Raw genomic sequence first — 21,284 nt, forward strand, 5'->3', positions numbered from 1 at the left:
CGAGTGCCGGGCTCCCCCGTTCGGGTGAGCCGGTACCAGAAGAAAGTGAGTATTCGTGTCGCTGCTCGACAACCGTGTCCCCGCCGTACTGCTGCGGACCGACCGGAATCCCTTTCACCACGGAACGCTGGGGGCCGTGCGGTCGCTCGGCAGGGCGGGAGCGGAGGTGCATGTCGTCGCCGATTCCACAGGAAGTCCCGTCCGTCACTCGCGTTATGTCCGCGACATGCACGTCCCGCCGCCCCCGGGCGCGTCCGCGCAGCAGGTCCTCGCCGTGCTGCGCCGGGTGGCCGGCCGGGTGGGACGCCCGGCCGTGCTGATCCCGCTGGACGACGCGACCGCGATCGCCGCGGGCCGGCTGCGGGACGACCTCGCGCCCTCCTACCTGCTGCCCGAGATGCCGGCCACGCTGCCCGAACGCGTCGCCGACAAGGCGGAACTGGCCGCCGTGTGCGCCGCCGCGGACGTTCCGCACCCGCTCACGCTCGTCCCGGACAGCCCGCGGCGGGCCACCGCCGACGCCCACCGGCTCGGACTGCCGCTGGTCGCGAAGTGGAGCCGGCCCTGGCTGCTGCCGGCCGGCGGCGGACTGCGCAGCACCCAGCTGGTGCACTCCGCCCGGCAGGCCGGGGAGCTGTGCGCGCGCACCGCGGAGGCGGGCAGCCCGCTGCTGCTCCAGGAGTACCTGCCGCCGGGCGAGGACCGGGACTGGTTCTTCCACGGCTACGCCGACCGCGCGGGCACCGTGCGCGCCGGCGGGCCGGGCCGCAAGCAGCTGTCCTGGCCGCGCGGCGCGGGGCTGACCGCGGTGGGCCACTGGACGCCCAACCCCGAGGTCCGGGAGCTCGCCGAACGGCTCACCGGCGCACTCGGCTACCGCGGCGTCTTCGACCTCGACTTCCGCCGCTGCGGCACGACCGGCCGCTACCACCTCCTCGACTTCAACCCGCGCCCCGGCGCCCAGTTCCGGCTCTTCGCGGACAGCGCGGGACTGGACGTCGTACGCGCCCTGCACCTGGATCTGACCGGACGGCCGCTGCCGGCCGGGGATCCGGTGGCCGGGCGGTCGTTCGTGGTGGAGAACTACGCGCCGTTCGCCGCGCTGCGCACGGCGCCCGGCGGACGCGAACTGGCCTGGTACGCCAGGGACGACCGCGCCCCCGGATGGGCGATGTGGGCCCTGTGGGCCCGCCATGTGTCCGGCCGGCTGCGACAGCGGCTGGTCCCGGCGGCTTCCCCGGTGCCCCGCCCGGCCCCCCGGGCGGCCACGTCCTCCCTGACCGACAACGAGAAAGCGAGCAGCTGATGATGTACGACCTCCTGGTGGTGGGCGCCGGTCCGTACGGTCTGTCGATCGCGTCCCACGCCGCGGCCGCCGGGCTGAACCTGCGCGTGTTCGGCCGGCCCATGGCGTCCTGGCGGGACCACATGCCCGGCGGCATGTTCCTGAAGTCGGAGCCGTGGGCGTCCAACCTGTCCGATCCGGGCGGGCGCTGGCAGCTGGACGCGTACTGCGCCGAGCAGGGCCTGACGGCGCGTCACGCGCACCCGATCCCGGTGGAGGCGTTCGCGTCGTACGGCCTGTGGTTCGCCCGGAACGCCGTGCCGGAGGTGGACGAGCGGACGATCACCCGGGTGTCGTCCGGTCCCGGCGGTTTCACGGCGGTCACCGAGGACGGGCAGGCGCTGCACGCGCGGACGGTGGCGCTGGCGATCGGGGTGATGCCGTTCATCGAGGTGCCGTCGGCCCTGCGCGGGCTGCACCCGACGCTGGTGACGCACAGCAGCCACCACAGCGACCTGGGCCACTTCCAGGGCAAGGACGTCACAGTGATCGGCGGCGGCCAGGCGGCCCTGGAGACGGCGGCGCTCCTCGCGGAACAGGGCACGCGGGTACGGGTGCTGGCGCGGGCGGAGCGGCTGCGGTGGAACGACGTGCCGCCGCCCTGGGAGCGTCCGTGGTGGCGGTCGGTCCGCTCACCGCACAGCGGTCTCGGGCCCGGCTGGCGGAACTGGTTCTACGCCGAGCGTCCCGGTCTGTTCCGGCGGCTGCCGCAGGCGTCCCGGTCGCGGATCGCGGCCACGGCGCTGGGCCCCGCGGGCGCGTGGTGGGTGCGGGACCGGGTGGAGCGGGCGGTGGACCTGCTGCCGGGCCAGGAGGTCACCGCGGCCGCCGCGGTGCCGGGCGGGCTGCGCCTGGACCTGGCCGGCCGTGACGGCTCCCGGCGTTCCCTGGAGACCGAGCACGTCATCGCCGCCACGGGGTTCAAGGCGCACCGCGACCGGCTCTCCCTGCTCTCCGCCGAGCTGCGCGGGTCACTGGCGGCGCTGCCCGACGGTTCCCCGGTGCTCGGCCGCAGCTTCGAGTCGTCGCACCCCGGGCTGTTCCTGGCGGGCCTGGTGACCGCGTCCGGCTTCGGCCCGGCGATGCGCTTCGTGTACGGCGCGACGTTCACGGCGTCGACCCTGGTCCAGGGAGTGCGCCGGCGGCTGAGGGCGGCCCCGGTGCGCGGCGCGGTTTCCGTCCCGGAGGCCGGCAGTCGCAGCGGGGCGCCGTCGCCGGTGCGCGGCTGACCGTCGCCGGCCGCCGCCGGACGGTGCGGACGGTGGCGTCCCCCGGACCGATCCCGGTCCGGGGGACGCGTCGCCGTACGAGTGCGGCTGCCGGTGGGGGGCGGCCCGGCAGCCGACGCCCCCGGCTCGGTCCTCGGCCCGTGCGGCGGGGGCCGGCTTCTCCGTCCCGAGGCACCGTTCGACGCCGGACGCCGAAGACCGGGCTAGCTCCGGGAGGCCAGGCGGCTGCGGCGGTAGAGCATCGCGCCGCCGGTGATCAGGACGGCACCGGCGGCCGAGGCGGCGATCATGCCGTCGGTGCCGGTCACCGCCAGGTGCGGCGGGTTGCCGGGCACCTGCTCCTCCTCGGCCGGGGGCTTCTCCGCCTCGCGCGTGGGAGGCGTCTTCACCTTGGTGGGCGGAGGCGGCGTCTCCTTGCCGGGCTCGTCCTCCTTGCCGGGCTCGTCCCCCTTGCCGGGCTCGTCCTCCTTGCCGGGCTCGTCCTCCTTGCCGGGCTCGTCCTCGCCGTAACCGCCGTCGTTGACGCAGTCGTTCCCGTAGGCGCTGTTGAACAGGCCGTAGACGTCGACGGAGTTGCCGCACACGTTCACCGGCGCGTCGACCGACGTCTGGACGTTGTTCCCGGACAGCACACCGGGCGACCACTCGGCACCGCCCACCGCGTACGCGCCGCCGGGGTCGCCGTACGAGGAGTCGCCGTACGCGCTCTCCCCGTTCGTGCTGTCCCCGTTCTTGCTGTCGGTGGACTCCTCCGCGTGACCGTGGGAGCCGTTGACGCAGGTGTTGTCGGCCGTCCAGTTGCCGGCTCCGACCACGTCGACGGAGTTGCCGCACACGTTCACCGGCCCCTGGACCGGTGCCTGCACGTTGTTCCCGGACAGCACACCGGGCGAGCCCTTGGTGCCGCCCACCGCGTACGCGCCACCGGCGGAGTCACCGTGCTTGCCGTCCCCGGACGCGCTGGAACCGTTGACGCAGGTGTTGTCGGCCGCCTCGTTGAAGGCTCCGCCCACGTTGACGGAGTTGCCGCACTTGTTCACCGGCCCGTGCACCGGTGCCTGCACGTTGTTCCCGGACAGCACACCGGGCGAGTCCTCGGCAGCGCCCACCGCGTACGAGTCGGCGAGGGCGGGGGTTCCGTACAGGGACAGAATGCCCGTGGCGGCGGCGGCCGCCACGAACACTCCCCTGCTCAGGGTCTGTCGCAATGTGGTTGTCTTCCTGCTTGAGAGTGGGAGCGGCCACGCGTTCTGGCCCTCCGCTGCCGCATGGCCTACTCCCTCATCAACCCGACTCGGCGGAATCGGTTGCGCAGGTTCACCCGGTTGGACCGCGTCGGCGGGCGCGCGGTCCGGGGATCAGGACACCACGTCCTTGCGGACGAAACCGCGGAACGCCAGCGCGAACAGCACCAGCGCGTACGTCACGGACACCGACGCGCCCTGGATCATCCCGGACCACTCCGGGGTCGGCTGGACGGCGTCCGCCCAGGCGAACTGCCAGTGCGCGGGCAGGAAGTGACGCCAGTCGCCGAGGGCGGTGACGGCGTCCAGGACATTGCCGACGATGGTCAGGCCGACCGCTCCGCCGACCGCGCCCAGCGGGGCGTCGGTGCGGGTCGACAGCCAGAACGCGAGCCCGGCGGTGACCAGCTGCGACACGAAGATGTACGCCACTACCACCACGAGCCGCTGCGCCGCCGTACCCGGGTCGAGCGCGCCGCCGGTGGGGATCTGCAGCGGACCCCAGCCGTAGGCGGCCGTGCCGACGGCGAGCGCCACCACCGGCAGCAGCACCATCGCGGCCAGGCTCATCCCCAGTCCGACGATCAGCTTGGACCACAGCAGCCGCATCCGGGGCACCGGCGCGGCGAGCAGATAGCGCAGGGAGGACCAGCCGGCCTCCGAGGCGACCGTGTCCCCGCAGAACAGGGCGACGGGGATGACCAGCAGGAAGCCCGCGGACACGAACAGGTTCACGGCGGCGAAGTTGGCGCCGGAGGCGGTGGCCGTGTCCATCAGGTTGACGCGGTTGCCGTCCGGGCCGCCGTCCGGCGTGCCGCCGATCGCGAAGGCGACCACCAGCACGAACGGCAGGGCGGCCAGGATCGCGCCCATCACGAGGGTGCGGCGGCGCTTGAGCTGGCGGACCAGCTCCACCCGCAGCGGCAGGGTGCGGCCCGCACGGTAGCCGGCGGCGACCTCCACGGGCTCGGCGCGCCCGGTGGGCCCGGTGGGCTCGACGGGCTCGGCCCGCTCGGTGAGCGTGCTCATGCGGAACCTCCGATCAGGGTGAGGAAGGCGTCCTCGAGGCGGCGGTGCGGGCCCACCGACGCCACGGGCACCTCCAGCCGGACCAGTTCGGCGACCAGGCGCGGGGCGGTGCCGTCGGCGTCCAGCCGGACCAGCAGCCCCTCGTCGGTGCGGACGGCGGAGGCGACGCCCGGCAGCGCGGCGATCTTCTCGGCGACCGGCTCGTCCACGGGTGCGACGGTGCCGACGAGCAGGGTGTCGCCGGAGCCGACGATCTCGTGCACCGGGCCGGCCTGGACGAGCTGCCCGCGGTCCATCACCACGAGGTGGGTGCAGGACTGCTCGACCTCCGACAGCAGATGGCTGGAGACGATCACCGTGCGCCCGGCGGCCGCGTACCGGATCATCACCTCGCGCATCTCGCGGATCTGCGGCGGGTCGAGTCCGTTGGTCGGTTCGTCGAGGATGAGCAGGTCCGGAAGGCCGAGCATGGCCTGGGCGATGGCGAGGCGCTGGCGCATGCCCTGGGAGTAGGTGCGCACCGCGCGGGCGAGCGCGTCGCCGAGCCCCGCGATCTCCAGGGCCTCCTCCAGGTGGGCGTCCTCGGGCGGGCGTCCTGTGGCCTGCCAGTACAGCTCCAGGTTCTCCCGCCCTGACAGGTGCGGCAGGAAGCCCGCGCCCTCGACGAAGGCGCCGACCCTCGACAGCACGGGGGCGCCGGGGCGGATGGCGTGGCCGAAGACGCGGATCTCGCCGCCGTCGGGCTTGATGAGCCCCATCAGCATGCGCAGGGTGGTCGTCTTGCCCGCGCCGTTCGGCCCGAGCAGGCCGAGCACCTGCCCCTTCTCCACCCGGAAGGACAGGTCCCGCACGGCGTACCGGTCCGAGGAACGGGTGTACCGCTTGCTCAGGCCGGTGATCTGGAGCGGCACGTCGGCCAGTTCCGGGTCGGGCGCCGGGGCGGTGGTGCGGCGGCGGCCGGTGAGCAGCAGGGCGAGCGCGATCAGGGCGCCGGCGACCGGCAGCCACACCACCCATGCGGGCAGCGGGGCCGCGGCGGTGGTCACACCGGGGGCGGTGGGCACCGTGAGGCCGCTCTTCAGGGAGACGGTGTACGTCGCCGGGGCGGCCGGGGAAGCGTAGCCGAGGTCGGTGGAGGACAGGACCAGACGCAGGCGGTGGCCCTTCTGCACCTCGTGGTCGACGGCGGGCAGGGTGAGCGTCACGTCCTTGCCGGACCCGGCGCCCTCGACGCGGACCGGGGTGACGAGCTGCGAGGGCAGCACCTGCTGCCGTCCGTCCGGGCCGACGTCGTACACCTTGCCGAACAGGACGGCGTCGTCGCCGGTCGACTCGACGTGCACGGTGACGGTGGGCGACCCGGTGATCCGCAGGTCGTCGCCGACCGGGGCGGACTCGAAGCGGGCGTACTGGCCGGGGAAGTCCAGGGAGACGCCGACGCCGAGCGAGGACAGCTGGGCCAGGCCGCCGGAGCCGCCGAGGCCGGGCAGGGAGGAGATCGCGGGCGGGTTGGCTCCGGCCGGGTTGGCGAAGCTCTGCTCGCGTCCGGTGAGGGGGAAGGAGCGGCCGCCGTTCACCAGGCCCGGGTAGGTGTCGGCGCTCGCGCCGTTCAGCACGGCCCGGCCGTCGGTGGAGTCCACGCCTCCGGTGCGGGTGACGCGGAAGGCGGGGCCGGTGTCGGCGCCCTTGTCGTCCTTGAGGTACCGGTCGAACCACGCCCGGACACGGTCCTGCACCCGGCCGTTCTCCAGGTCGCCGCCGTCGTGGCCGCCCGCGATCCAGTCGACGTCGACCGGGGCGCCGTTGGCGCGGATCGCCTTCGCGGCGGCGTCGGCCTGGCCGAGCGGGAAAAGGGAGTCGGTCTGCCCCTGCACCAGCAGCGTGGGCACGTCGATGCGGTCGGCGACCGCGGACGGTGACCGCTCCTCGAGCAGCTCGCGCGCCTCGGCGTCCGGGACGCCGGACTCGGCGACCCGTTCGTACATCGCGCACAGCGCGGGCTCGAACTTCTCGCATCCGCCGCCGGAGTTGACGAAGACGCCGGCCCACAGCTTCTTGAAGACGCCGTTCGGGAAGAGCGCGTCGGCGAGGTCGAAGTAGGTGATCGCCGGGGCGATGGCGTCGACCCGGTCGTCGTACCCGGCGCCGAGCAGCGCGATGGCACCCCCGTACGAACCGCCCGCCATCCCGACCCGCGGGTCGCCGTCCTCGTCGAGCTCGACCTCGGGCCGGTCCGCCAGCCAGTCGATCAGCCGGGAGACGTCGGCGACCTCGCCGTCGGGGTCGTTCAGCCCGATCCTCCCGGTCGACCCGCCGAAGCCGCGCGCGGACCAGGTGAGGACCGCGTACCCGTCGCGCGCGAGGTCCTCGGCCTGCTCCCGCACGTCGTCCTTGCTGCCGCCGAAGCCGTGCCCGAGCAGGACGGCGGGGCGGCGGCCGTCGGGTCCCGCGGTGAAGTACGAGGTGTCGATGCGCACCCCGTCGTCCGTGCTCATGACCCGGTCGGCGCGGCGGACCGCGGGCGCGTCGTCGGAGGCGACGGCGGTCCACGTACCGGCACCGGCGAGCACGACGACGGCGGCCGCGGCGGCGGTGACCCGTCGCGGCCGCCGTGACCGCAGCCACCGCGATCCGGGCAGTCGAAGATCCATGCGTCAACCGTACGGGGCGAACCTGTCGGGGAGATGTCGACCGGAGACCGAACCCGGGCACCTCCCGGGGGCGTACGGCGACACTGCCGCCTACCGCGTCCGCGGTACGTCGGCGGTTCAGGACCGGGCGTCCTCCGGCAGGGTCACCAGCCAGCGGGTGGTGGCACGGGGGCGGAGGTAGAGGACCCAGTAGGAGGTGGCCGCCGCCATGATGCCGCCGGTCCACAGGAGGTGGCCCGGCTCCTGCCGGGTGAGGACGTAGCCCAGGACCACGATCAGGAGGGCCGGTACGGCGGGCCACAGCGGCATGCGCCAGGCGCGGGCGTGGCGGTGGGCGCCGCGGCGGGAGAGCAGGGCGGCGACGGCGACGAGCAGGTACATGCCGGTGACGGAGACGCCCGTGACCCCGTACAGGGTGTCCAGGTTCACGAAGCACAGGGCCGCGCCGGGGACGCCGACCGCGAGGGTGGCGACCCAGGGGGAGCCGAAGCGGCCGAGCCGGGAGAAGGCGGCGTTCACCGGCTCGGGCCAGGCCTTGTCGCGGGCGGAGGCGAACAGGACGCGCGAGTTCTGGATGACCATGACGATGCCGGCGTTGACGATCGCGAGCGCCACGCAGAGGCTGACGAAGGCGCCGACGGCGGAGTTGGACCAGGCGGTGACCATGGCGGAGATGTCGCCGCCGGTCAGCTCGGCGAGGTCGGAGGCGCCGAGGGTGATGGCGACGACCGGGACCAGGATGATGACGGCGGAGATGCCGAGGGTGGCCAGCACCGTGCGGGCGACGTTGCGGCGCGGGTTCTCCAGTTCCTCGGAGAGGTAGACGGCCGAGGCGAAGCCCTGGGTGATGAACAGGGCGATGGCGAGGCCGGAGACGACCAGCAGGGCGGTCACGCCGTCCGGGCGGCCGTCGGCGCCGGCGACCTCCATGGAGGCGAGGCTGCCGAGGCCGCGCTCGCTGTGGGCGAAGCCCAGCACCGCCACCACGGCCGCCGCGATGACCTCCAGGACCAGGAAGACGCCGGTGATCCAGGCGTTGGCGCGCAGGTCCAGCAGGCCGGCGAGGGTGGCGAGCAGCATGACGGCGGCGCCCGCCAGGGACGGGTCGAGGCGCACGACCGGTTCGAGGTAGTCGGCCGTGCCCATCGCGATCACCGGCGGGACGATCATCACCACCAGCAGGGACAGCACGAAGACCAGCCAGCCCGCCAGCCGTCCGGCGAGCGTGGAGACCATCGCGTACTCGCCGCCCGCGCTGGGGACGAGGGTGCCCAGTTCCGAGTAGCAGAACGCCACGGCGACGCAGAGCAGCGAGCCGATGGCGATGGTGAGGGCGGTGGCGGTGCCCAGGGAGCCGAACAGGTCGGGGACGACCACGAACAGCGTCGAGGCGGGTGTCACGCACGAGAGGGTGAGGAGCGTGCCGCCGACGACCCCGATGGAGCGCTTGAGCTTCCGGGGGTCGTCCGGGGCCGCCGGGGCGACGGCGGTCTCGGCGGGGCGGAGCGTGTCGGTCATGCGGCGGTTCCGATCGACTCGTGCGACAAGAAGTGAGGGCCGGGAGCGCTATCGCCTCCGGCGGATCAGGTCGTACGTCGTGTGTCCGCTCCCGGTTTCGCAGAATGGAATCCGACGGAAACCGTGACGTCAATGGGTCTTCACCTACGGAATCCGTCGCCTTCGAGCCTCGCCAATGACCATCTGAACACAACAGGGCGCTGATGAAGCGGCTTTGCGTCCCTGCGGTAACCGCAGGGGGAGCCCGCAAAAAAATGGGGCCGCCCGCATGACGGACGACCCCCGGGGGCGGCCGGTGACGCTCGGTGGTGGCACGGGAACCCCAGGTCGACGCGGGCGGGCGCGCCGTCCACGGAGAGATCGGCCCGTGTGGTGGGTCCGCGGTGGCGGACGAGTTCGTTCCGGCTCGCGCAACCCGCGCGAGCACCGGGCGGTCCTACCTACCGAAGACCGAAGTCGGTACGACGCCCTTTCCGACGCGCGGGCACATGGGCGGAAAACGGGACTCGAACGCTTGACCGAGGATGGGGATGACGCATCTGAACACCCAGGTGACCTGGGTCGACGCACGCGAGAGGCTGCCGTGGAGCGGCGCACCGGTGGCGGTGGCGGTCACGGGCCGGTATCCAGCCGACGGCGCTGATTCCGAGACGGCGCTGGGGGAGGAATTCTGGCTGGTGAGGCCGATGTACTTCACGAATCGGCACTTCAGTGAGGACGGGACGGAACACAGGGACTGCTTCGTCGACTCCGACGGATACGTCCATCTGCCCTACGGTCTCGCCGACGACAACACCGTGACCCACTGGGCCGAACTCCCCACCCTGCCGGGCAGGACGACACACCTCGTGCTCGGGGAAGACGTGCAGCCGGCGCTCCGGAACGCGTGGAGCGCTCCTCCCGCCACCTGACCACCGGCCACCACGCGCCCCCGCTCGCCGTCACGCTCGCCGGGGCCACGACTGCGACAGGTACCGCCGCCTGCTGTGGAACCGCGGCGTCAAACCCATGGTCGCCCGCAGGCTCGCGGTCGTTCTGCGGCCCGTCGGCGGGGGCCGGGAGTGGGCCGTCTCCCCGGAGCGGTTGCGGGCGGTCGGCCGGGATCGTGGTGGTGGGCACGGTCCCGGCCGGGTGGGGTGAGGGTTCGGGCGCCTCAGTGGTTGCGGGGGAAGCCCAGGTCGACGCCGGTGGGGGCGTCCGCCGGGTCGGGCCAGCGGGTGGTGACGACCTTGCCGCGGGTGTAGAAGTGCGTGCCGTCGTTGCCGTAGATGTGGTGGTCGCCGAAGAGGGAGTCCTTCCAGCCGCCGAAGGAGTGGTAGCCGACGGGGACCGGGATCGGGACGTTCACGCCGACCATGCCGGCCTCGACCTCGAGCTGGAAGCGGCGGGCGGCGCCGCCGTCGCGGGTGAAGATCGCGGTGCCGTTGCCGAAGGGGGAGGAGTTGATGAGGTCGAGGGCCTCTTCGTAGGTCTCCGTGCGCAGGACGCACAGGACGGGGCCGAAGATCTCGTCCTGGTACGCCTTCGCCGTGGTCGGCACCTTGTCGAGGAGGGAGATGCCGATCCAGTGGCCGTTCTCGTGGCCGTCGACGGTGTAGCCGGTGCCGTCCAGGACGACCTCGGCGCCCTCGCTCGCCGCGTTGGTGACGTACGACGCCACCTTGTCGCGGTGGACCTTGGTGATCAGCGGGCCCATCTCGGAGGCGGGGTCGTTGCCGGGGCCGATCTTGATCTTCTCGGCGCGCTCGCGGATCTTCTCCACCAGCGTGTCGCCGATCGCGCCGACGGCGACGACCGCGGAGATCGCCATGCAGCGCTCGCCCGCCGAGCCGTAGGCCGCGGAGACGGCCGCGTCGGCCGCCGCGTCGAGGTCGGCGTCGGGGAGGACCAGCATGTGGTTCTTGGCGCCGCCGAGGGCCTGGACGCGCTTGCCGTTCGCCGAGGCGGTGGTGTGGATGTAGCGGGCGATCGGGGTGGAGCCGACGAAGGAGACCGCCTTGACGTCGGGGTGGGCGAGGAGGCGGTCGACGGCCAGCTTGTCGCCGTGGACGACGTTGAACACGCCGTCGGGGAGGCCGGCCTCCGAGAGGAGTTCGGCGAGGCGGATCGAGGCCGACGGGTCCTTCTCGGACGGCTTCAGGACGAAGGTGTTGCCGCAGGCGATGGCGAGGGGGAACATCCACATCGGCACCATCGCCGGGAAGTTGAACGGCGTGATGCCGGCGACGACGCCCAGCGGCTGGCGGATGGACGACACGTCGACGCGGCTGGCGACCTGGGTGGACAGCTCGCCCTTCAGCTGCACGCTGATCCCGCAGGCCAGGTCGACGATCTCCAGGCCGCGCGCCACCTCGCCGAGGGCGTCGGAGTGCACCTTGCCGTGCTCGGCGGTGATCAGTTCGGCGATCTCGTCGCGGTGGGCGTCGAGCAGCGCGCGGAACCTGAAGAGGATGGTGGTGCGGGTGGCCAGGGAGCTCTGGCCCCAGCTCAGGTACGCCTCCTTGGCGGCGGCGACCGCGGCGTCGACCTCCTCGACGGACGCGAACGCGACCTTCGTGGTGACCTCGCCGGTCGCCGGGTCCGTCACCGGGCCGTAGGTACCCGAGGCGCCTTCGGCGGTCTTGCCGCCGATCCAGTGGTTGACGATCTTCGTCATGACCGAGAACTCCTTCACAGATGGCGGCGACGGGTGGAGACGTGCCGTTCGTACAGCTCGTGCGGCCCGGCCGCGGGCGGACGCGCCGCGGCTTCGGCCACGGATACATCCCACCAGCCGCGAAGCCTCGGGCGGGCCCGACACAGTGTCGGCCGTTCGGGTCCCCGAGTGGACACATGACACTTCGGCGGGACCTCCGGCGCGGGGCCGCGGCGGGCGGGGAGTCGTCGCCCGCTCTTCGCTCCTGCCAAAGCGATGCGGTCTCCCGCGCCGGAGGCGATCGGTGCCGGGGTGCCGGTGGGGGCGCCCCGGGGGACGTACGGGCCGGTCATGTGACGGCTCCCGCGGCGAGCGCCGCGTCGATCCCGTCGGGGGTGGGCAGCGCGGAGGAGCGCTCCGGGCGGGCGGCGGCGACCGCGACGCCGGTCGCCGAGCCGCCGGGGAGCTCGCCGCCGAAGGACGTGCCCCGGGGCAGCGGTACGTCCGTCCGGAGCGGGTGGAGGTCCACCCCGATCCGCCCCGTGGTGATCACGTCGTACGCCATCGCGTCCCCTTCGTACGGCTCCACGTCCGTGTGGTCCTCCCCGGTTCTAGCCCCGGGCGTGAAGCCCTGTCAATGTTTTGTCCGGACATTCGGACGAGACTTTGTCGAGGGTTCACCCGGACCCGTGTCCGCGGGGGAAGTCAACGCGCCCCGCCGACGGACCGGCGCGCGCCTGTGTGGCATCCCTGTCACAAACACTCCCGTGCGGTCACGGGCGTCACACGTGCGCGTGCCTTCCGTCACACCCGGCGCACAACCCCTGCCCCGCCGTCGGCGGGCCTCGTTCACCGGGCACAACGCATGTCTGATCACCAGCGCACGCCCGGCTCCCCCTGACGGCCGCCCCCGGCCGTCGCCGCGGTGCGCGCGGGGAGGTACCACCATGACCGACACGACCGACCGATCGCTGTGGTCCTACAGGGACATCGCGGCCCACATCAAGGTGCAGCCGGACACCGTCCGCTCCTACCGCAAGCACGGGCTGCTGCCCCCGCCCGACCACGTGGAGGCGGGCAAGCCCTACTGGTACGCCGACACCATCCGGGCGTGGGTCGCCTCCCGCCCGGGCAACCGGGGCCGCGGGGGCGGCTGACCTCCCGCCGCCCTTCCGGGCGGGGTCCCGGTCAGCTCCAGGGCTCGATGACGGTCACGCCCGCCCCCGCCGCCCCGTCCATGGCCGCGAGGGCGGCCGGGGCGGCGTCCAGGGCGATGGTGGAGGTCACCAGCAGATCGGGGCGGAGCACGCCGGCCCGGACCAGTTCCAGCATCGGGGGATAGGCGTGCGCGGCCATGCCGTGGCTGCCGAGGAGTTCGAGTTCGAGGGCGATGGCCTGGGCCATGGGGACGGGCGTGGTGCCCGTCGGTGAGGGCAGCAGGCCGACCTGGACGTGGCGGCCCCGGCGGCGCAGGCCGTCGACCGAGGCGGCGCAGGTGGCGGGTGCGCCGAGGGCGTCCAGGGAGAGGTGGGCGCCGCCGCCGGTGAGGTCGCGGACCGCCCGGGCGGGGTCCGGTACGGCCGCCGCGTCCACGCACTCCGCCGCGCCGAACCGCCGTGCCAGGTCGAGGGCCCCCGGGGACACGTCGACGGCGACGACGCGCGCGCCGGCCGCCGCGGCGATCATCACCGCCGACAGGCCCACCCCGCCGCAGCCGTGCACGGCCACCCACTCCCCCGCCGCCACCCGGCCCCGCTGCACCACCGCGCGGTAGGCCGTGGCGAAGCGGCAGCCGAGCGAGGCGGCCGTCGCGAAGGACATCCCGTCGGGGACGGCGACGAGGTTGACGTCGGCGTGGTCCAGCGCCACGTACTGGGCGAAGGAGCCCCAGTGGGTGAAGCCGGGCTGGGTCTGGCGTTCGCACACCTGCTGGTCGCCTGCCGCGCAGGCGGGGCAGGTTCCGCAGGCGCAGACGAAGGGGACGGTGACCCGGTCCCCGGCGCGCCAGCCGGCGACCCGGGCGCCGACGGCCTCGACCGTTCCGGCGAGTTCGTGGCCGGGGACGTGCGGCAGGGCGATGTCCGGGTCGTGGCCCTGCCAGCCGTGCCAGTCGCTGCGGCACAGGCCGGTGGCCTCGACACGGACCACCACCCCGTGCTCCGCCGGCTCCGGGTCCGCGACCTCCCGCACCTCGGCCGGTTCCCCGTACCGCTCGAACACCACCGCCCGCATGACCGGTCCCGCCCTTCGGAGATCGCCTCTTCCGGCGGAACGCTATCCCCCGGCTCCCGTCTTGTCGCGGGCGTCCCCGGTCCGTCGCGGGTGTCCGTCGCGGGCGCCCTCGGTCCATCGCGGGCGTCCCCGGTCCGTCGCGGGTATCCGTCGCGGGTGCCCTCGGTCCGCCGGGCGCCGCCCCGGCCGTCAGACTTGGATTCATACCCCCTAGGGGTATAGTCTGAAGTCATGGCCAAGGCCACACCGCCCCCATACGCCTCGACGAGGAGTAACGACATGACCTCCCAGACCGACACCCAGGGCTCCGTCACCACCGTCTACAAGGTGAGCGGGATGAGCTGCGGACACTGCGAGGGCGCCGTCTCCGGCGAGATCTCCCAGATCGCCGGCGTCAGCTCGGTACAGGCGGTCGCCTCCTCCGGCGAGGTGACCGTCGTCTCCGCCGCCCCGCTCGACGAGGAGGCCGTCCGCGCCGCCGTCGACGAGGCCGGCTTCGAGCTGGCCGGCCAGGCCTGACCCGGAGCCCAGCTTCCGCACGGCGTGAACCGGGCCGCAGCGGCCACCCGTTCCCCGCGGCCCGGCACGCCACCGCCCCCGGGACTCCGGGCGCCTCCGGAGCCCCGGACGTTCCCGGAGCCCCGGACGTCCCTGGAGTACGGACATGACCAGCACCACCGCCCCCGAGGCAGCGGCCGCCGGACAGCCGGCCCTCTCGGAGGTCGAGCTGCTCATCGGCGGGATGACCTGCGCCTCCTGCGCGGCCCGCGTCGAGAAGAAGCTCAACCGCATGGACGGCGTCACCGCCACGGTGAACTACGCGACGGAGAAGGCCCGGATCACCTACCCGCCGGGCACCGAGATCGCCGACCTGATCACCACGGTGGTGCGGACCGGCTACACCGCCGAGGAACCCGCGCCCCCGCGGGACGAGGGCGACGGAACGGCCTCCGCCCCGGAGACGGCCGACCCCGAACTCGCCGCCCTGCGCCGGCGCCTCACCGGCTCCGCGCTCCTCGCCCTCCCCGTCGTCCTCCTGGCGATGATCCCGCCCCTGCAGTTCGACAACTGGCAGTGGCTCTCGCTCACCCTCGCCGCGCCCGTCGTGGTCTGGGGCGCCGCCCCCTTCCACCGGGCCGCCTGGACCAACCTCCGGCACGGCGCGGCCACCATGGACACGCTGGTCTCCGTCGGCACGCTCGCCGCGTTCGGCTGGTCCCTGTGGGCGCTGTTCCTCGGCGACGCGGGCATGCCCGGCATGCGGCACCCCTTCGAGCTCACCGTCTCGCGCACCGACGGCGCCTCCACGATCTACCTGGAGGTCGCCGCCGGAGTCACCGCCTTCATCCTGCTCGGCCGCTACCTCGAGGCGCGCTCCAAGCGGCGCGCGGGAGCGGCCCTGCGGGCGCTGATGGAGCTGGGCGCCAAGGACGTGACCGTACTGCGATACGAGGAGGGCGAGCGCGAAGCGCTCTCGGTTGAGGGCGGTGGTGGGAGACGGGTGGGCGGGCGGGAGGTGCGGATCCCGGCGGAGCGGCTGGCCGTGGGCGACCGGTTCGTCGTACGGCCCGGGGAGAAGATCGCCACCGACGGCACGGTCCTCGAGGGTTCCTCCGCCGTGGACGCGTCCATGCTGACCGGCGAGTCCGTCCCCGTGGACGTCACCGTCGGCGACACCGTCACCGGCGCCACGGTCAACGCGGGCGGACGGCTCGTCGTCGAGGCGACCCGGATCGGCGCCGACACACGGCTCGCGCGGATGGCGCGGCTGGTGGAGGAGGCGCAGAACGGCAAGGCCCGGGTCCAGCGCCTCGCCGACCGGATCTCCGGGGTCTTCGTCCCGGTGGTGCTGCTGATCGCCGTCGGCACCTTCGGGATGTGGCTGGGCGCCACGGGCGACACCGTCGCCGCGTTCACCGCCGCCGTCGCCGTACTGATCATCGCCTGCCCCTGCGCCCTCGGGCTCGCCACGCCGACCGCGCTGATGGTCGGCACCGGGCGGGGTGCCCAGCTCGGCATCCTCATCAAGGGCCCCGAGGTCCTGGAGTCCACCCGCCGCGTCGACACCGTCGTCCTGGACAAGACCGGCACCGTCACCACCGGACGGATGACCCTCCAGGAGGTGTACGTCGCCGAGGGCACCGACGAACGGCTGCTGCTGCGGCTCGCGGGCGCCCTGGAGCACGCCTCCGAGCACCCCGTCGCGCGGGCGGTCGCCGCGGGCGCCGAGGACCACATCGGCGCGCTGCCTCGCGTCGAGCACTTCGAGAACGTCCCCGGCCGGGGCGTGCGCGGGCGCGTGGAGGGCCGTGAGGTGGCCGTGGGACGCCTCTTCGACGAGCTGCCCCCGGAGCTGGCGCGGGCGAAGGACGAGGCCGAGCGGGACGGGCGTACGGCCGTCGTGGCCGGCTGGGACGGGGTGGCACGCGGTGTCCTCGCGGTCGCCGACGCCGTGAAGGAGACCAGCGCCGAGGCGGTGCGCGAGCTGCGCGCCCTGGGACTCACGCCGGTGCTGCTGACCGGTGACAACCGGACCGTCGCCGAGGCGGTGGCGCGGAGCGTGGGCATCGACGAGGTGATCGCCGAGGTGCTGCCCGAGGACAAGGCCGACGTCGTACGGCGGCTGCAGGACGAGGGGCGCAGCGTCGCCATGGTCGGCGACGGCGTCAACGACGCGGCCGCGCTGGCCGTCGCCGATCTGGGTCTCGCCCTGGGCACCGGCACGGACGCGGCGATCGAGGCGGGCGACCTGACCCTGGTCCGCGGTGACCTGCGGGTGGCGGCGGACGCGATACGGCTGTCCCGCAGGACGCTCGGCACGATCAAGGGCAATCTGGTGTGGGCCTTCGGCTACAACGTGGCCGCGCTGCCGCTGGCCGCGGCCGGGCTGCTGAACCCGATGATCGCCGGTGCGGCGATGGCGTTCTCCTCGGTCTTCGTGGTGACGAACAGCCTGCGCCTGCGGGCGTTTCATTGAGATCTCAAGTTGGGGTGTACCCCTGTCGTCCGGTACGACCCTCACATAAGCTCTTCACAAGGCTCGCGCATCATCCTTACGCTTGAGTCCCGTGAGCGGTTTGCGGGCTCTTGCGCACCCTTGAGGGATATGCAAGAGACGCGGATCACAGTGATCTGAACGTAACCATCGAAGGGGTTCGAAGGTCTAAGTTGGCGATGTCAGGCAGCGTCTTGGGGGGCGCCGTCTGACATCTGGGGAATGTCTTGGGGGACTTTCTCCGGAGATTGCGTTGCCGGGGCACGTACCAGCGGGGAGCTTTGAGCGGCCCTCCCGACACGTGCGCTGTCCCGGCAGACCGCACCTCGACGAGTGCGGCGGGTTCAGGTCCGTCCGCGCTCGCACAGCGATTCAGGCGCTGTCCTCACAGACGCCCGGCCGGATCCCGTGGGGGGAATCCGCACCGGGACATGGGAAGGCGCCCCGGCTCGGCGGCCCGTGGGGGGACCGTCGGCCGGGGCGCCTTTTCCGTATCCGTATCACCGAAGCCCGTGCGGGTTCCCGAAGCCCGTACGGGACGGGCCCCGCACACGACCAGCGTGTACGGGGCCCGGCGCGTCGCGGCTCGAAGCGGCGGTCAGCGCTCCTCGACCGGGACGAAGTCGCGCTCGACGACGCCCGTGTAGATCTGGCGCGGGCGGCCGATGCGGGAACCCGGCTCCTTGATCATCTCGTGCCACTGGGCGATCCAGCCCGGAAGGCGGCCGAGGGCGAACAGGACCGTGAACATCTCGGTCGGGAAGCCCATGGCCCGGTAGATCAGGCCGGTGTAGAAGTCGACGTTCGGGTAGAGGCTGCGCGAGACGAAGTAGTCGTCGGAGAGCGCGTGCTCCTCCAGCTTCAGCGCGATGTCCAGCAGCTCGTCGGACTTGCCGAGGGCGGACAGCACATCGTGCGCGGCGGCCTTGATGATCTTGGCGCGGGGGTCGAAGTTCTTGTAGACCCGGTGGCCGAAGCCCATCAGGCGGACGCCGTCCTCCTTGTTCTTCACCTTGCGGATGAAGGAGTCGACGTCGCCGCCGGCGTCGCGGATGCCCTCCAGCATCTCCAGCACCGACTGGTTGGCGCCGCCGTGCAGCGGGCCCCACAGCGCGTTGATGCCGGCGGAGATCGAGGCGAACATGTTCGCCTGCGAGGAGCCGACCAGGCGGACCGTGGAGGTCGAACAGTTCTGCTCGTGGTCCGCGTGCAGGATCAGCAGCTTGTCCAGGGCGGCGACGACCGTCGGGTCGAGCTCGTACTCCTGCGCCGGGACCGAGAACGTCATGCGCAGGAAGTTCTCGACGTAGCCGAGGTCGTTGCGCGGGTAGACGAACGGGTGGCCGACCGACTTCTTGTACGCGTACGCCGCGATCGTCGGGAGCTTGGCCAGCAGGCGGATGGTGGAGAGGTTGCGCTGCTGCTCGTCGAACGGGTTGTGGCTGTCCTGGTAGAACGTCGACAGCGCGGAGACGACCGACGACAGCATGGCCATCGGGTGGGCGTCGCGCGGGAAGCCCTTGTAGAAGTTCTTGACGTCCTCGTGCAGCAGGGTGTGCTGCGTGATCTCACCCTTGAACGCGGCCAGCTGGTCGACGGTCGGCAGCTCGCCGTTGATCAGCAGGTAGGCGACCTCCAGGAAGGTGGAGCGCTCGGCCAGCTGCTCGATCGGGTAGCCGCGGTACCGGAGGATGCCGGCCTCGCCGTCCAGGTAGGTCACCCCGGATTTATAGGCGGCGGTGTTGCCGTAGCCGCTGTCCAGTGTCACCAGACCGGTCTGCGCGCGGAGCTTCCCGATGTCGAAGCCCTTGTCGCCGACGGTGCTGTCGATCACCGGGTAGGTGTACTCGCTGCCGTCGTACCGCAGTACTACAGAGTTGTCGCTCACGTCTTCCCTCACCGACCTAGTGCCTCATCTTCGAGGTGCCCTGACTGTCTCCACCATCCCCCACTCGGCGCAGGAGAGTGCACTCGGGGTCGACCATCGGGCCTATCGGCGGCACTGAGTGCCGTCAACTTGCCCATCCTGCCCCCTGTGTCCCCTGACCGGAAGGGCTCTGTGACCTTCGTGACTCATTTGATCGATCATTTTTTGGTGACGGACCGCTCACAGGGTTGACGCGGAGGCCGAGAGGCGGGAACCGGCGAGACGGAAGTCCAGCGCCGTGCACCGGCGGCCCGCCGAGACCGTGCGCACCGCCTGCCCGATCGCCTTGCGGGAGCCGACGAGGACGACCAGCCGCTTGGCCCGGGTGACCGCCGTGTACAGCAGGTTGCGCTGGAGCATCATCCAGGCGCCCGTGGTCACCGGGATGACGACCGCCGGGTACTCGCTGCCCTGGGAACGGTGGATGGTCACGGCGTAGGCGTGCGCCAGCTCGTCCAACTCGTCGAAGTCGTACGGCACCTCCTCGTCCTCGTCGGTCAGCACCGTCAGGCGCTGGTCGACCGGGTCGAGGGCGGTGACCACGCCCACGGTGCCGTTGAAGACGCCGTTCTCCCCCTTCTCGTAATTGTTGCGGATCTGGGTGACCTTGTCGCCGACGCGGAAGACCCGGCCGCCGAACCGCTTCTCGGCGAGGTCGGGGCGGCCGGGGGTGATGGCCTGCTGGAGCAGCCCGTTGAGCGTGCCCGCGCCGGCCGGGCCGCGGTGCATGGGGGCGAGGACCTGCACGTCCCGGCGCGGGTCCAGCCCGAACTTCGCCGGGATGCGCCGGGCCGCGACGTCCACGGTGAGCCGGCCCGCCTCCTCGGTGTCGTCCTCGACGAAGAGGAAGAAGTCCTTCATGCCGTCGGTGACGGGGTGCTGCCCGGCGTTGATCCGGTGGGCGTTGGTCACCACGCCGGACTGCTGGGCCTGACGGAAGACACGGGTGAGCCGCACGGCGGGGACGGGGCTGTCGTCGGCCAGGAGGTCGCGCAGGACCTCCCCCGCGCCGACGCTGGGCAGCTGGTCCACGTCGCCGACGAAGAGCAGGTGGGCGCCCGGGGGCACCGCCTTGACCAGCTTGTTCGCGAGGAGGAGGTCCAGCATGGACGCCTCGTCGACCACCACCAGGTCGGCGTCGAGCGGGCGGTCCCGGTCGTAGGCGGCGTCACCGCCGGGCTTGAGCTCGAGGAGGCGGTGGACGGTGGAGGCCTCGGCCCCGGTCAGCTCGGCGAGCCGCTTGGCGGCGCGGCCGGTCGGGGCGGCGAGGACCACCTTGGCCTTCTTGGCGCGGGCCAGCTCCACGATCGACCGGACGGTGAAGGACTTGCCGCAGCCGGGACCGCCGGTGAGGACGGCGACCTTCTCGCTCAGCGCCAGCTTGACGGCCGCCTCCTGCTCGGGGGCGAGGTCGGTGCCGGTACGGCCCTTCAGCCAGCCGAGCGCCTTGTCCCAGGCCACGTCCCGGAAGGCCGGCATCCGGTCCTCGTCGGTGCGGAGCAGGCGCTGCAACTGGGCGGACAGGGCCAGCTCGGCACGGTGGAAGGGGACCAGGTAGACGGCGGTGACGGGGTCGCCGCCCTGCGGGTCGGGGACCTTCTCCCGTACGACTCCGGGGTCTTCGCCCTCCTCCGGCTCGGCGGCGAGCTCGGCCAGGCACTCGATGACGAGGCCGGTGTCCACCTGGAGCAGCTTCACCGCGTCGGCGATCAGCTTCTCCTCGGGGAGGTAGCAGTGCCCCTGGTCGGTGGCCTGCGACAGGGCGTACTGCAGGCCGGCCTTCACCCGGTCCGGGCTGTCGTGCGGGATGCCGACGGACTGGGCGATCTTGTCGGCGGTGAGGAAGCCGATGCCCCAGACGTCGGCGGCCAGCCGGTACGGCTGGTTCTTCACGACGGAGATCGAGGCGTCGCCGTACTTCTTGTAGATGCGCACGGCGATGGAGGTGGAGACCTCGACGGTCTGGAGGAAGAGCATGACCTCCTTGATCGCCTTCTGCTCCTCCCAGGCGTCGGCGATCTTCTTGGTCCGCTTGGGACCGAGACCGGGGACCTCGATGAGGCGCTTCGGCTCCTCCTCGATGATGGTGAGGGTGTCGATGCCGAAGTGCTGTGTGATGCGGTCGGCGAAGACCGGGCCGATGCCCTTGACCAGGCCGGAGCCGAGGTAGCGGCGGATGCCCTGGACGGTGGCCGGCAGCACGGTCGTGTAGTTCTCGACGTGGAACTGCTTCCCGTACTGGGGGTGCGACCCCCAGCGCCCCTCCATCCGCAGGGACTCCCCCACCTGCGCGCCGAGCAGCGCGCCGACGACGGTCAGCAGGTCACCGGCGCCCCTGCCGGTGTCGACGCGGGCGACCGTGTAGCCGTTCTCCTCGTTGGCGTACGTGATGCGCTCCAGCACGCCTTCGAGGGTGGCGAGCCGGCGTTCACCGGGGGCGGCGGCTGCGGACTGGTTGGACATGATCCGACGGTACCGG

General features: G+C 72.6%; 14 protein-coding genes and 2 pseudogenes. 7 read left to right on the top strand and 9 right to left on the bottom strand.

Annotation, left to right across the window (positions count from 1 at the left end):
* Positions 1-55: 55 nt before the first annotated feature.
* Together AB0A94_RS07295 and AB0A94_RS07300 are read left to right on the top strand one after the other, a co-directional pair.
* Positions 56-1,306 (top strand): ATP-grasp domain-containing protein, encoded by a 1,251-nt coding sequence (locus tag AB0A94_RS07295; protein WP_361740143.1) that lies wholly within the window; start codon positions 56-58, stop codon positions 1,304-1,306.
* A gap of 2 nt (positions 1,307-1,308) precedes the next feature.
* Entirely contained in the window at positions 1,309-2,574 is a 1,266-nt protein-coding gene (locus AB0A94_RS07300; protein ID WP_361740609.1) for an NAD(P)-binding domain-containing protein, read from the top strand.
* A gap of 203 nt (positions 2,575-2,777) precedes the next feature.
* Here AB0A94_RS07300 and AB0A94_RS07305 read toward each other — a convergent pair whose 3' ends face one another.
* The 4 genes from AB0A94_RS07305 to AB0A94_RS07320 form a co-directional block, all read right to left on the bottom strand.
* Positions 2,778-3,782 carry a chaplin gene (locus AB0A94_RS07305; RefSeq protein ID WP_361740146.1) on the bottom strand — a complete coding sequence of 335 codons (1,005 nt, stop codon included), beginning with the start codon at positions 3,780-3,782 and terminating at the stop codon, positions 2,778-2,780.
* Between the two features lie 150 nt (positions 3,783-3,932).
* On the bottom strand, positions 3,933-4,847 hold the full coding sequence (locus AB0A94_RS07310) for an ABC transporter permease (protein WP_361740149.1): 915 nt from the start codon (positions 4,845-4,847) through the stop codon (positions 3,933-3,935).
* Complete coding sequence (locus AB0A94_RS07315) at positions 4,844-7,498, bottom strand: alpha/beta fold hydrolase (protein ID WP_361740152.1); 2,655 nt, start codon at positions 7,496-7,498, stop codon at positions 4,844-4,846. The genes AB0A94_RS07310 and AB0A94_RS07315 overlap by 4 nt, the downstream gene beginning before the upstream one ends.
* A 117-nt stretch (positions 7,499-7,615) precedes the next feature.
* A complete protein-coding gene (locus AB0A94_RS07320; protein WP_361740155.1) occupies positions 7,616-9,016 on the bottom strand; it encodes an APC family permease in 1,401 nt (466 codons plus the stop codon).
* Positions 9,017-9,546: 530 nt separating this feature from the next.
* Here AB0A94_RS07320 and AB0A94_RS07325 point away from each other — a divergent pair.
* Together AB0A94_RS07325 and AB0A94_RS07330 are read left to right on the top strand one after the other, a co-directional pair.
* Positions 9,547-9,927, top strand: coding sequence for an AQJ64_40280 family protein (locus tag AB0A94_RS07325; protein WP_361740158.1), 381 nt, complete (start codon positions 9,547-9,549; stop codon positions 9,925-9,927).
* Between the two features lie 4 nt (positions 9,928-9,931).
* Positions 9,932-10,039 (top strand): annotated as a pseudogene (locus AB0A94_RS07330) (IS5/IS1182 family transposase); the annotation flags it as partial.
* 130 nt (positions 10,040-10,169) lie between these two features.
* Here the strand turns inward: AB0A94_RS07330 and mmsA are convergent.
* Together mmsA and AB0A94_RS07340 are read right to left on the bottom strand one after the other, a co-directional pair.
* Complete coding sequence (gene mmsA, locus AB0A94_RS07335; RefSeq protein ID WP_361740161.1) at positions 10,170-11,672, bottom strand: CoA-acylating methylmalonate-semialdehyde dehydrogenase; 1,503 nt, start codon at positions 11,670-11,672, stop codon at positions 10,170-10,172.
* A 373-nt stretch (positions 11,673-12,045) separates the two neighbouring features.
* Positions 12,046-12,216 (bottom strand): annotated as a pseudogene (locus AB0A94_RS07340) (5-dehydro-2-deoxygluconokinase); the annotation flags it as partial.
* Between the two features lie 382 nt (positions 12,217-12,598).
* On the opposite strand from AB0A94_RS07340, the gene AB0A94_RS07345 reads away from it, so the two are divergent.
* A complete protein-coding gene (locus AB0A94_RS07345) occupies positions 12,599-12,808 on the top strand; it encodes a MerR family transcriptional regulator (RefSeq protein WP_361740164.1) in 210 nt (69 codons plus the stop codon).
* A gap of 31 nt (positions 12,809-12,839) precedes the next feature.
* On the opposite strand, the gene AB0A94_RS07350 is transcribed toward AB0A94_RS07345, so the two are convergent.
* Complete coding sequence (locus tag AB0A94_RS07350) at positions 12,840-13,883, bottom strand: zinc-dependent alcohol dehydrogenase family protein (protein WP_361740167.1); 1,044 nt, start codon at positions 13,881-13,883, stop codon at positions 12,840-12,842.
* A 279-nt stretch (positions 13,884-14,162) separates the two neighbouring features.
* Between AB0A94_RS07350 and AB0A94_RS07355 the strand changes: the two genes are divergently transcribed.
* Complete coding sequence (locus AB0A94_RS07355; protein WP_217127703.1) at positions 14,163-14,402, top strand: heavy-metal-associated domain-containing protein; 240 nt, start codon at positions 14,163-14,165, stop codon at positions 14,400-14,402.
* Between the two features lie 145 nt (positions 14,403-14,547).
* Positions 14,548-16,860, top strand: a complete 2,313-nt coding sequence (locus tag AB0A94_RS07360) for a heavy metal translocating P-type ATPase (protein WP_361740171.1) — start codon at positions 14,548-14,550, stop codon at positions 16,858-16,860.
* A 616-nt stretch (positions 16,861-17,476) separates the two neighbouring features.
* Here AB0A94_RS07360 and AB0A94_RS07365 read toward each other — a convergent pair.
* Positions 17,477-18,766 carry a citrate synthase gene (locus AB0A94_RS07365; RefSeq protein WP_361740173.1) on the bottom strand — a complete coding sequence of 430 codons (1,290 nt, stop codon included), beginning with the start codon at positions 18,764-18,766 and terminating at the stop codon, positions 17,477-17,479.
* Between the two features lie 219 nt (positions 18,767-18,985).
* On the bottom strand, positions 18,986-21,268 hold the full coding sequence (locus AB0A94_RS07370; protein WP_361740176.1) for an ATP-dependent RecD-like DNA helicase: 2,283 nt from the start codon (positions 21,266-21,268) through the stop codon (positions 18,986-18,988).
* Positions 21,269-21,284 lie beyond the last annotated feature (16 nt).

The sequence above is a fragment of the Streptomyces sp. NPDC044984 genome, from assembly GCF_040646935.1.
GTDB lineage: Bacteria > Actinomycetota > Actinomycetes > Streptomycetales > Streptomycetaceae > Streptomyces.

Bases quoted from the DNA above. Each gene is read 5' to 3' on its own strand.
- AB0A94_RS07300 (WP_361740609.1), top strand. From the start codon at position 1,309: ATGTACGACCTCCTGGTGGTGGGCGCCGGTCCGTACGGTCTGTCGATC.
- AB0A94_RS07355 (WP_217127703.1), top strand. From the start codon at position 14,163: ATGACCTCCCAGACCGACACCCAGGGCTCCGTCACCACCGTCTACAAG.
- AB0A94_RS07315 (WP_361740152.1), bottom strand. From the start codon at position 7,498: ATGGATCTTCGACTGCCCGGATCGCGGTGGCTGCGGTCACGGCGGCCG.
- AB0A94_RS07360 (WP_361740171.1), top strand. From the start codon at position 14,548: ATGACCAGCACCACCGCCCCCGAGGCAGCGGCCGCCGGACAGCCGGCC.
- AB0A94_RS07310 (WP_361740149.1), bottom strand. From the start codon at position 4,847: ATGAGCACGCTCACCGAGCGGGCCGAGCCCGTCGAGCCCACCGGGCCC.
- AB0A94_RS07345 (WP_361740164.1), top strand. From the start codon at position 12,599: ATGACCGACACGACCGACCGATCGCTGTGGTCCTACAGGGACATCGCG.
- AB0A94_RS07350 (WP_361740167.1), bottom strand. From the start codon at position 13,883: ATGCGGGCGGTGGTGTTCGAGCGGTACGGGGAACCGGCCGAGGTGCGG.
- AB0A94_RS07370 (WP_361740176.1), bottom strand. From the start codon at position 21,268: ATGTCCAACCAGTCCGCAGCCGCCGCCCCCGGTGAACGCCGGCTCGCC.
- AB0A94_RS07320 (WP_361740155.1), bottom strand. From the start codon at position 9,016: ATGACCGACACGCTCCGCCCCGCCGAGACCGCCGTCGCCCCGGCGGCC.
- AB0A94_RS07325 (WP_361740158.1), top strand. From the start codon at position 9,547: ATGACGCATCTGAACACCCAGGTGACCTGGGTCGACGCACGCGAGAGG.
- mmsA (WP_361740161.1), bottom strand. From the start codon at position 11,672: ATGACGAAGATCGTCAACCACTGGATCGGCGGCAAGACCGCCGAAGGC.